Here is a 9609-nt window from a genome sequence, read left to right as displayed (position 1 = left end):
CGGACACGAAAACCGCCGGCCTGGGGACCAGCGGCGCGAAGACACCGGACACGAAAACCGCCGCCCTGGGGACCAGCGGCGGCGGCGAACGCTCGAGAGATGAGGCGGTGGGGGTGAGACGGCCGCTAATGCAGCTGGTCGGTTTCGCTTCGCAGGCGGTTCATCTCGTCCTTGAGGTGGAGCTTGCGTCTCTTGAGCTCTGCGATGCGCAGGTCGTTCGCCGAGGGTCGGATGGTGGCGTCGTGGATCTCCCGCTCGAGGGCTTCGTGCTTGCGGGCGAGCTGGGTCAGGTGCGTCTGCAGTGACATGAGCTGTGTCTCCTGTCTCGTTTCGACGGGGCCAGACTGGCATATGATCAGCCGGCTGTCGAAGCCTATCGACGGCTCGGCTTGACGGATGTTTGTGCAGGCGGATGGTTGTGCAGGAGGCGCGGCGGGTTCTTGCCCAGGCCGAGCGGCTGACGCATGGTCTTCGGCGAAAGCGTCCCGGGGCATCAGGTGCGATGGCGGTCCAGTTCGATAACGATGCGTCGGTGGAACCCGCCGACGAGTTGGCGCGGCTGAAGCAGGAACACCGCGACCTCGACGGCGCGATCGATGCCCTCGAGGTCGGGGTGGTGGCCGACCAGCTGCAGATCCAGCGCCTGAAGAAGCGCAAGCTCTTCCTGCGCGACCGGATCTCGTATCTCGAGGACCAGATCACCCCCGACATCATCGCCTGACCGGGCCCCCGGCGGGCGGGTGTCCGGGCGGGTGCCGCCTTGCGGGCACGCCACCGCTTTTGTATTCGGCGTTCCCAAGGGCCGCGTCGCGTCGCACGGCCCGTCTTACCACCTGATCGCGAAGGGATCTGACGACCATGGCGGGAGCCTCCCCGGTCGCGATCATCATGGGCAGCCAGTCGGACTGGGCGACCATGCGGCATGCCGCCGAGACGCTGGATGCGCTCGGCGTCGCCCATGACGACCGAATCGTCTCGGCCCATCGCACGCCCGACCGCCTCGTCGCCTTCGCCAAGGGCGCCAAGGCCGAAGGATTCCAGGTGGTGATCGCGGGCGCCGGCGGCGCGGCCCACCTGCCGGGCATGACCGCGGCGATGACCCCCCTCCCCGTCCTCGGCGTGCCGGTGGAATCGAAGGCCTTGTCGGGACAGGACAGCCTGCTCTCCATCGTGCAGATGCCCGCCGGCATCCCGGTGGGCACCCTGGCGATCGGCCGGGCGGGCGCCGTCAACGCGGCGCTGCTCGCCGCCGCCATCCTCGCCCTCACCGATGCGGGCCTCGCCGCGCGTCTCGAAGCCTGGCGCGCCGCGCAGACCGCGAGCGTCGCCGAGACCCCGCAGAGCGACCAGCCGTAAACTCCCATCTGCCGTGAACCGGAACTTGCCTTGAAAAGCGAATCGCCGTGACCGCCCTCCCCGACATCCGCCCCGGCGCGACCCTCGGCATCGTGGGCGGCGGCCAGCTCGGCCGCATGATCGCCCTCGCGGCCGCCGGTTACGGCCTGCGGGTCCACGTCTTCGCGCCCGATGCCGACAGCCCGGCCTTCGACGTCTCGGCCGAGGCCACCATCGCGGCCTACGACGACGTCGCGGCCCTGGCGCGCTTCGCAGCGAGCGTCGACGTGGTCACCTACGAGTTCGAGAACATCCCGGCGCAGGCCGCCGAGGCCCTGGCCGCGAAGGCGCCGTTGCACCCGAACGCCGCAGCACTCGCCACGACCCAGGACCGGCTGACCGAGAAGCGCTTCATCAACGACCTCGGCATCGAGACCGCGCCGTTCCAGGCCGTCGACACGGCCGAGGACCTGACCCGGGCGCTCGAAAAGATCGGCCGCCCGGCGGTGCTGAAGACCCGCCGCTTCGGCTATGACGGCAAGGGCCAGCGCATGATCCGGGCCGAGGGGCCGGTCGACGCCGCCGCCATCCTGGCCGAGTTCAACGGCGCGCCCTGCATCCTGGAAGGCTTCGTGCCGTTCGAGGCGGAGGTGTCGGTGGTGGCCGCCCGCGGCGCCGACGGGGCCTTCGCGGCCTACGACCCCTGCGCCAACGAGCACCGCGACCACATCCTCGCCGTCACCCGCGTGCCCGCCCCCGGCATCGCGCCGCAGACCGAGGCCGCCGCCATCGGCATCGCCCGCCGCATCGCCGAGGCGCTGGACTATGTCGGCGTGCTCGCCGTCGAGATGTTCCTGGTGCCCCAGGCGGACGGCCCGGCCCGGGTCGTGGTCAACGAGATCGCCCCGCGGGTCCACAATTCCGGCCACTGGACCATCGAAGGCGCGACGACCTCACAGTTCGCCCAGCACGTCCGGGCGGTCTGCGGCTGGCCGCTCGGCGATTCGGCCCGGGTCGGCGGCATGGCGGTGGAGATGCACAACCTGATCGGCGGCGACGTGGACGACTGGGCCGCGATCCTCGCCCGGCCGGGGAGCCAGCTCCACCTCTACGGCAAGGGCGAGGCCCGGCCGGGCCGCAAGATGGGCCACGTCACCCAGTTGCTGCCAAAACCCTGAGACGCCGCCCGAACCGCGGCCCGATTGCGACACCCACCCGGCAACCGACGGTCCCGCCGGCCGTTTGGAGCCGTTTCGTGCAGGCGCGCGCGGCAAGCCATACCTTCGCCACATCCGACCGCTTGAGCGGAACCCGTCGCCGACTTTAAGCGCGCATTCACCGCGATGCGGGAGGGTGCGGGCGCAACCGGCCCCGTCCATGCGGGGCTCGGCACGGGACGCAATCGAATCGGGGGCGGCGTCGCGCGCGACGCCGGGGGGAGCGAGGACCATGACGGTTTTGAAGCTGCGGGCATCGAAGGCGGGGCTGATCGGGGCCACGGCGCTCGCGGCGGCCGCGCTGGCCGGTTGCGAGACCTATGGCGGCGGCGCCACCGCGACGCGCCAGTTCGCTGTGCTCGAATCCGACCAGACGGGCGCCACCACGGTCAACATCACCTCGCTCACCGACGTGATCCAGCGCAATCCCAACGACGCGGCGGCCTACGTCACCCGCGGCGCGGCCTATGCCCGGGCCGGCCAGTTCAACGACGCCATCGGGGACTTCACCAAGGCGGTGCAGATCGACCCGAATTCGGCCTCGGCCTACAACAACCGCGCGCTCGCCAACCGCCAGATCGGCCGCAACGACGCCGCGCTGCAGGACTTCTCGAAGTCGATCTCGGCCGATCCGAACTACGCCCCGGCCTATATCGGCCGCGCCAACGTGCTGCGCGCCCAGGGCGACCTCGAGGGCGCCACCGCCGACCTTAACCAGGCGATCCGCCTCGCGCCAGAATCGGCCGAGGCCTACCACGCGCGCGGCCTCGTCCGGCAGAAGCAGGGGCAGAACACCCAGGCCATCGCGGATTTCGACGCCGCCATCGACCGCAATCCCTTCGTGGCGGCGCCCTATGCGGCGCGCGGCCAGAGCCTGATCGCCACCAACCAGTACGACAAGGCGATCGAGGACTACAACGCGGCGCTCAACGTCAACAACAAGGACGCCACCTCCTGGGCCTATCGCGGCCTCGCCTACGAGAAGTCCAACCGCAGGAAGGAGGCGGTGGAGAGCTACCAGCGCGCCGCGCAGATCGAGCCCGGCAACCCGGTGGCCAAGCAGGGTCTCGGTCGCGTCCAGGGCGGCGTCGGCTCGCTGTTCAACTGATGGACCCCGCGCGGGGGTTCGTCCGCGCCTCCGCAGGCTTCGTGACCCCGCCGGCCGCTCAGTCCGGCGGCGCTCCGTCCCGCAGCGCGCGCAGGTGCGTCTCGAGCCCGGCCGCCAGGGCGTCGTAGTCGCGCAGGTGCACGCCGTCCGGCGGCACCGCCCGGGTGGTCAGGCCCGGTGGACCGTCGCGCAGGTCCGCGAAGGGGTCGAAGACCCGGCAGCCCTGCCGCGCGCACAGATCACGCAGGAGCGCCGTGTAGGCGGCCACCGCCGCCGGATCGCGCTCCGCCCCGGCCTCCGGCCCGATCGGCGGCACGGCCGCCACCAGCACCCGATCCGCATTCGCCGCCAGCCACGTCACGATGCGGCACGTCGCCGCCGCGAACCCGCCCGCCATGCGCGCCGACAGGGGGTCGGCCCGCCGCAGGATGTCGTTCGTGCCGACGAACAGCACCGCGACTCCGGCCCGGACGGGGAAGGCCAGTCCGTCGATCGCGCCGGCATAGCGGCGGGCCGAGGTGCCGCCGATCCCGCCATTCACCACGTCCGGCCGTCGCACCATGGCGGCTCCGAGAAGCTCGGCCTGCGAGTTGCCCGCCAGGAACAGGAAGCCCGGCCGCGCCGCCGCCAGCGCCGCCCGGATCGCCGGCAGACGCGCGGCGAGGTGGGCCTCGGCGATCTGGCGATCGTGCCGAACCGCGTCCGGCGGCGCGAGGATCCCGCCGGCCCCAAGCCCCCCGGTTCCGAGCGCCGCCGCTCCGACGCCCCCGGCGAGCAGGCCGCGCCGGGTCCACGGCTCGGATCGCGGGCGGTCGTCGTCGGAGCCGCTCATCCGTTCCCCCGATGCCGGCCCCGGCGCCCGGGGCGTCCGGCATCAGCCCCGAAAGCCGGCCGTCGGGCAAGCCCGCTCAGGCGGCCTGGACGGTGGCGAGGAAGCCCGAGACCTCGGCGCTCAGCTGTTCGGACTGGCGCGCGAGTTCGGAGGCGGCGGCCAGGACCTGGGACGAGGCCGCCCCGGTCTCGCCGGCGGCCTGGGTCACGCTGCCGATGCTGACGGTCACCGACTGCGTGCCCTGGGCGGCCTGGGTCACGTTGCGGACGATCTCCTGGGTGGCCGCTCCCTGCTCCTCCATGGCCGCCGCGACGCCGACCGCGATGCTGCGCAGCTCGGCGATGGTCGCGCCGATGGTCCGGATCGACGTGACCGCCTGGCGGGTCTCGCCCTGGATCGTGGTGATCTGGTCCGAGATGGTCGCCGTGGCGCGCGCGGTCTGGGAGGCCAGCTCCTTGACCTCGCCCGCGACCACCGCGAACCCCCGGCCCGCCTCGCCGGCGCGGGCCGCCTCGATGGTGGCGTTGAGCGCCAGCAGGTTGGTCTGGGCCGCGATCCCCGAGATCAGGCCAACCACCGTGCCGATCCGCTCGGCCCCCTCGGCGAGGCCGAGGATGATCGTGTCCGTGGCCGCCGCGTTCTCGGAGGCCCGCTCGGCCATCGCCGCCGAGCGGGCGACCTGGGCGGCGATCTCGCCGATGGAGGCGGCCATCTCCTCGCTCGCGGCCGCCACGGTCTGGACATTGGCCGAGGTCTGCTCGGCGGCCGAGGCGACGCTCAGGGATTGCCCGGCCGTCTGGTCGGCGGTGCGGCTCATCGCCCGCGCCGTGGCCTCCATCTCGGTGGCGGCGGAGGACAGGCCGTGGGTCAGGCGTGCGACCTGCGCCTGGAACCCCCGCGTGGCGGCATCCAGGATCTCGGCCCGGCGCATCTTGGCGGCGCTCTCGATCGCGGCGGCGGCGTCGGCGTCGCGCTTGGAGATCATGGCGTCCTTGAAGACCTGGACGGCCCGGGCCATCGCGCCGATCTCGTCCCGGCGGTGCGCGCCCGCCACCTCGGTCGTGACGTCGCCGCCGGCGAGCTTGGCCATGGTGCCGGTCATGCCGCCGAGCGGGCGCACGACCAGGGCCAGCACGGTGTAGAGGCCGAAGCCGATGGCGGCGGCGGCCAGGGCGACCAGGGCCAGGAGCGCCAGGCGCGACCAGCCCGAATGGGTCTCGGCCCGGTCGAACTCGGCCTGCGCCTCCCGGACCTGCAGGGCGGTGAGCTGGCTCAGGACGACGTTGGCCTCCTCCATGCCCTTCACCAGAGCCGCGTGGGTCGCGTCGAAGTCGGGGGTGCCGCCGGCGGCGAGGCGACGGAGGATGTCGGCCGCGACCGCGGCGTTGTGGTCGATGCGCCGCTGCAACTCGGCGGCGAGCTCCTTCTCCTCCGGGGTCAGGTAGGTCGCCAGGTAGGCCGACCACTGGGTCTGGATGTTGCCCAGATCCGCCTCGATCTTCGCGGTCGCCCGGCCGGCCTCCCCTTGCCGGTTCCGAAGCGCGCGCGACGTCGCCAGCAGGTCGTCGTAGGCATCACGGATCAGGCTGAACTGCCGCAGCGGGACGATGCGGTCGCCGAAGACGGAATTGAAGCTCTGATGGTTTTCCGACAGGGCGAAGGTGCCGATCCCCGCGGAGAGGAGCAGGAGAAAGCCCATCACGCCGAGCAGCGTGACCAGGCGGCCTTTGATGGTGGTGCGCATGCGGTGATCTGCCGGATGGGAGAGTCGGGTGTCCGATCTCCCATCGGTTCGGCGGGAGGCTCGGGATTTCTGCACCGAGCTTCTCCGGCGAAGTGATGAAAGGTCGCTTTATTTCCAATCCGAATGCTTTGGCGTGTCCGTAAAAATCTTCGTGAAGCTCTTGCGAGACAACCACAGCATTTTCAGAGTTACTCTCTTTGGTTCCATCACGGTTTCGAGAGAGCCTATAGTCGTCGGCGCAGACGATGCGGGTCGGTCGTGGGCGGACGCGACCGATCCGTCCATTCGTCCAGCGTAGACTTGGAGATCCCCGGCGCAGGACAGCGGCATCCCGGATGCACAGCGACCTGTCCCGAAAGCGGTGGTTTCCGATCGCGGAGATGCCAGCGGATGCGGATGCCGGGTCCACCAGAACGGCATCGATCCTCCGCCGAACGGGTTCGCCCGGTAATGGCCGAAGCGAAGATCGCTCGCACGCGATGGGACGGAGTCGTCGCGGCTCCGCGCGATCTTCCGGCGATCCTGCGGCGATCTGCAGGGCTGCGCTCGAAGAGCGTCCCCGCCGATCCGACCCCGGACGTGTCCCGCTCAGGCGTCGCCCAGCAGGCGGTGCTCGCAGAGCATGCGCCGGACGGTGCCGCTGGCCGAGCGGTAGACCACGGTCTCGGTCTCGATCAGGCCCGGCCGGAAGCGGACGCCCCGCAGCAGGGCGCCGTCGGTGACGCCGGTGGCGGCGACGATGACGTCGCCCCGTGCCATGTCGTGCAGCTCGTACTTCCGGTTCGGGTCGCTGATGCCCATCCGGGCGGCGCGCTCGCGCTTGTCGTAGCTGTCGAGGATCAGGCGGCCCTGCATGTGCCCGCCGATGCAGCGGAGCACGCCGGCCGCGATCACGCCCTCGGGAGCCGCGCCGATGCCGAGATAGATGTCCGCTCCGGTCGCCTCGGCATTGGCGGTGTGGATGATGCCTGCGATGTCGCCGTCCGAGATCAGGCGGATGCCCGCCCCCGTCGCCCGCACGGCGGCGACGAGCTGCATGTGGCGGGGTCGGTCGAGGATGATGGCGGTGATCTGGGCCGGGTCGACGCCCTTGTGACGGGCGAGCGCAGCGATGTTGTCGGCCGGGCTGGCATCGAGATCGACGAGGCCGGCCGGGTAGCCGGGCCCGATGGCGATCTTCTGCATGTAGACGTCGGGGGCGGCGAGCAGGGAGCCGGCTTCCGCCAGGGCCGTCACCGCGATGGCGCCGGGCATGTCCTTGGCGCAGAGGGTGGTACCCTCGAGGGGATCGACGGCGATGTCGACCTTCGGGCCGTCGCCGGTGCCCAGGCGCTCGCCGATGTAGAGCATCGGGGCGTTGTCGCGCTCGCCCTCCCCGATCACCACGGTGCCGTCGATGGGCAGCAGGTTGAGCTCCAGGCGCATCGCGTCGACGGCGGCCTGGTCGGCCTCCTTCTCGCGGCCCTGTCCGCGCAGGCGGGCCGCGGCGATGGCGGCCCGCTCCGTGACCCGCGCCAGCTCCAGCGTCAGGGACCGGGCCACCGGCGCGCGCGATTCCAAATTGCCACCAGACATGTGAGCCTCGCGCCCCTGCGCCTCTCTCGGGCGCTCCTTATGAACTAAAATGCGCGTTTGGCATGAAGTTTCGCGCCGCGCGCGCAGTTTTCTTCGTTCATCCCCAGATCGTGCGCACGGCCCCTATTCGCGCTCGATCCGGATCAGCTGGGGGGCCTCGGCGAGCAGGCCGTCGGTCGCGATCGCGTCGAGGGCGTCCCGGATCGTGCCCTCGGTGGCGGCGTAGGTGATCAGCACCAGGGGGACCGGCTGGCCCGAGCGGCCATGCGGGTCCTTCGAGGCCGCACTCTCGGAGCGGCGCTGCAGGATGCTCTCGATGGAGATGTCGCGCTCGGCCATGCGGGTGGCGACGCCCGCGGCGACGCCGGGGCGGTCGTGCACGGTGAGGCGGATGTAGTAGCCGCCCTCGTGCCGCTGCATGGCGACGCGCTGGGACGGGCTCAGGGCGGCGGCGGGGCGTCCGAAGGTCGGGCGGCGGGTGCCGGCGGCGATGTCGGTGATGTCGGAGACCACGGCCGAGGCGGTGGCCTCGCCGCCGGCACCGGGACCGATCAGGGTGAGCTCGCCCACCGCATCGGCATCGATGGTGACCGCGTTGGTCACGCCCATCACCTGGGCAATGGCGGAGGATTTCGGCACCATGGTCGGATGGACCCGCTGCTCGATGCCCCCGGCCGCCGTTTGTGCGACGCCGAGGAGCTTGATCCGGTAGCCGAGTTCCTCGGCCATGGTCAGGTCGAGGGGCTGGATCGCCGAGATGCCCTCGACCGAAACGCCCTCGGCGTCGACCTCGGTGCCGAAGGCGAGGCTCGTCAGGATCGCGAGCTTGTGGGCGGTGTCGAAGCCCTCGACGTCGAAGGTCGGGTCGGCCTCGGCATAGCCGAGGGCCTGGGCGTCCTTGAGGCAGGCCTCGAAGGTCAGGCCCTCGCGCTCCATCCGGGTCAGGATGTAGTTGCAGGTGCCGTTCATGATTCCGTAGACGCGCGACACGGCGTTGCCGGTCAGGCCCTCCCGCAGGGCCTTGATCACCGGGATGCCGCCGGCGACCGAGGCCTCGTAGGCGAGCGCCACGCCCGCCGCCTCGGCCTGCCGGGCGAGGGCCGCGCCGTGCTTGGCCAGCAGCGCCTTGTTGGCGGTGACCACGTGCTTGCCGGCGGCCAGGGCCGCCTCCACCGTCTGCCGGGCCGGCCCCTCGGCGCCCCCGATGAGCTCGACCACGCAATCGACCTCCCCGGAGGTCGCCAGGGCGACGGGATCGTCGAACCAGGTCACGCCGGCGAGGTCGAGGCCGCGGTCGCGGCTCCGGTCACGCGAAGAGACGGCGGTGACGCGAATCGCCTGCCCGCTGGTCTGGCCGAGGGCCTCGGCCCGGCGGGCGACCATCCGGACGACGGCGGCGCCGACGGTGCCGAGGCCGGCAACGCCGAGGCGAAGGCTCTGTGTCATGGGTGTGTTCCGTCACTCTGTCGCGCCGTGGACCTGCCGGGTCCGGGACCTGCCGCGTCCGGCGGCGGTGCGGGCCCGGCGTCGATCGGCGGAGGCGAATGCCGCGCTCGGCGCGGCCCGATCTTCTGCAACGATTTGCCGGGGGGCGCAACAAAACGGCCGGCCGTCGGGGTGACGCGGCGTTACGATCGGCGCCGACGGTAGCGGACCGCGATGGCGATGAGCGCGCAGAGCACCCCGGCATTGAGGATGTGCCAGAGGGCGTGGGTGCCCAGGGGCCAGGCCGGACACACCGCCCGGTCGAGGGTGCGGAAGGCGAGCGAGACGGCGAACAGGGCGGCGACTCCCAAGA

General features: G+C 71.7%; 9 protein-coding genes. 4 read left to right on the top strand and 5 right to left on the bottom strand.

The window, feature by feature from the left end; all coding sequences use genetic code 11:
• Window positions 1–125 precede the first annotated feature (125 nt).
• Window positions 126–308 carry a DUF465 domain-containing protein gene (locus tag ASF20_RS10610; RefSeq protein ID WP_056221710.1) on the bottom strand — a complete coding sequence of 61 codons (183 nt, stop codon included), beginning with the start codon at window positions 306–308 and terminating at the stop codon, window positions 126–128.
• Window positions 309–502: 194 nt separating this feature from the next.
• Here ASF20_RS10610 and ASF20_RS10605 point away from each other — a divergent pair, with 194 nt between their 5' ends.
• The 4 genes from ASF20_RS10605 (at window position 503) to ASF20_RS10590 (ending at window position 3660) form a co-directional block, all read left to right on the top strand.
• Window positions 503–721, top strand: a complete 219-nt coding sequence (locus ASF20_RS10605; protein WP_056221707.1) for a DUF465 domain-containing protein — start codon at window positions 503–505, stop codon at window positions 719–721.
• 137 nt (window positions 722–858) lie between these two features.
• Window positions 859–1356 carry a 5-(carboxyamino)imidazole ribonucleotide mutase gene (purE, locus tag ASF20_RS10600; RefSeq protein ID WP_056221704.1) on the top strand — a complete coding sequence of 166 codons (498 nt, stop codon included), beginning with the start codon at window positions 859–861 and terminating at the stop codon, window positions 1354–1356.
• A gap of 47 nt (window positions 1357–1403) precedes the next feature.
• Window positions 1404–2513, top strand: a complete 1110-nt coding sequence (locus ASF20_RS10595) for a 5-(carboxyamino)imidazole ribonucleotide synthase (RefSeq protein WP_082501284.1) — start codon at window positions 1404–1406, stop codon at window positions 2511–2513.
• Between the two features lie 271 nt (window positions 2514–2784).
• Window positions 2785–3660 carry a tetratricopeptide repeat protein gene (locus tag ASF20_RS10590; protein WP_056221698.1) on the top strand — a complete coding sequence of 292 codons (876 nt, stop codon included), beginning with the start codon at window positions 2785–2787 and terminating at the stop codon, window positions 3658–3660.
• A gap of 58 nt (window positions 3661–3718) precedes the next feature.
• Here ASF20_RS10590 and ASF20_RS10585 read toward each other — a convergent pair whose 3' ends face one another.
• The 4 genes from ASF20_RS10585 to ASF20_RS10570 all read right to left on the bottom strand — a co-directional run bounded on the left by ASF20_RS10585 (window position 3719) and on the right by ASF20_RS10570 (window position 9257).
• Window positions 3719–4492, bottom strand: coding sequence for an SGNH/GDSL hydrolase family protein (locus ASF20_RS10585; RefSeq protein ID WP_056273945.1), 774 nt, complete (start codon window positions 4490–4492; stop codon window positions 3719–3721).
• Between the two features lie 76 nt (window positions 4493–4568).
• On the bottom strand, window positions 4569–6236 hold the full coding sequence (locus tag ASF20_RS10580) for a methyl-accepting chemotaxis protein (protein ID WP_056273943.1): 1668 nt from the start codon (window positions 6234–6236) through the stop codon (window positions 4569–4571).
• Window positions 6237–6824: 588 nt separating this feature from the next.
• A complete protein-coding gene (gene glpX / locus ASF20_RS10575) occupies window positions 6825–7811 on the bottom strand; it encodes a class II fructose-bisphosphatase (protein WP_056273940.1) in 987 nt (328 codons plus the stop codon).
• Window positions 7812–7934: 123 nt separating this feature from the next.
• The gene (locus ASF20_RS10570; protein ID WP_056273938.1) at window positions 7935–9257 is read right to left on the bottom strand and encodes a homoserine dehydrogenase; all 1323 of its coding nucleotides are present in this window, start codon (window positions 9255–9257) and stop codon (window positions 7935–7937) included.
• Between the last annotated feature and the right edge of the window lie 352 nt (window positions 9258–9609).

The organism is Methylobacterium sp. Leaf88 (assembly GCF_001422795.1).
GTDB lineage: Bacteria > Pseudomonadota > Alphaproteobacteria > Rhizobiales > Beijerinckiaceae > Methylobacterium.
Note: the sequence above shows the minus strand (reverse complement) of the source record. Positions and strands in the feature narration are given on the sequence as shown.

What these genes read in the sequence shown, in the direction of transcription:
- ASF20_RS10590 (WP_056221698.1), top strand. Translation starts at nt 2,785, where the DNA reads ATGACGGTTTTGAAGCTGCGGGCATCGAAGGCGGGGCTGATCGGGGCC.
- ASF20_RS10610 (WP_056221710.1), bottom strand. Translation starts at nt 308, where the DNA reads ATGTCACTGCAGACGCACCTGACCCAGCTCGCCCGCAAGCACGAAGCC.
- ASF20_RS10580 (WP_056273943.1), bottom strand. Translation starts at nt 6,236, where the DNA reads ATGCGCACCACCATCAAAGGCCGCCTGGTCACGCTGCTCGGCGTGATG.
- glpX (WP_056273940.1), bottom strand. Translation starts at nt 7,811, where the DNA reads ATGTCTGGTGGCAATTTGGAATCGCGCGCGCCGGTGGCCCGGTCCCTG.
- ASF20_RS10605 (WP_056221707.1), top strand. Translation starts at nt 503, where the DNA reads ATGGCGGTCCAGTTCGATAACGATGCGTCGGTGGAACCCGCCGACGAG.
- purE (WP_056221704.1), top strand. Translation starts at nt 859, where the DNA reads ATGGCGGGAGCCTCCCCGGTCGCGATCATCATGGGCAGCCAGTCGGAC.
- ASF20_RS10570 (WP_056273938.1), bottom strand. Translation starts at nt 9,257, where the DNA reads ATGACACAGAGCCTTCGCCTCGGCGTTGCCGGCCTCGGCACCGTCGGC.
- ASF20_RS10585 (WP_056273945.1), bottom strand. Translation starts at nt 4,492, where the DNA reads ATGAGCGGCTCCGACGACGACCGCCCGCGATCCGAGCCGTGGACCCGG.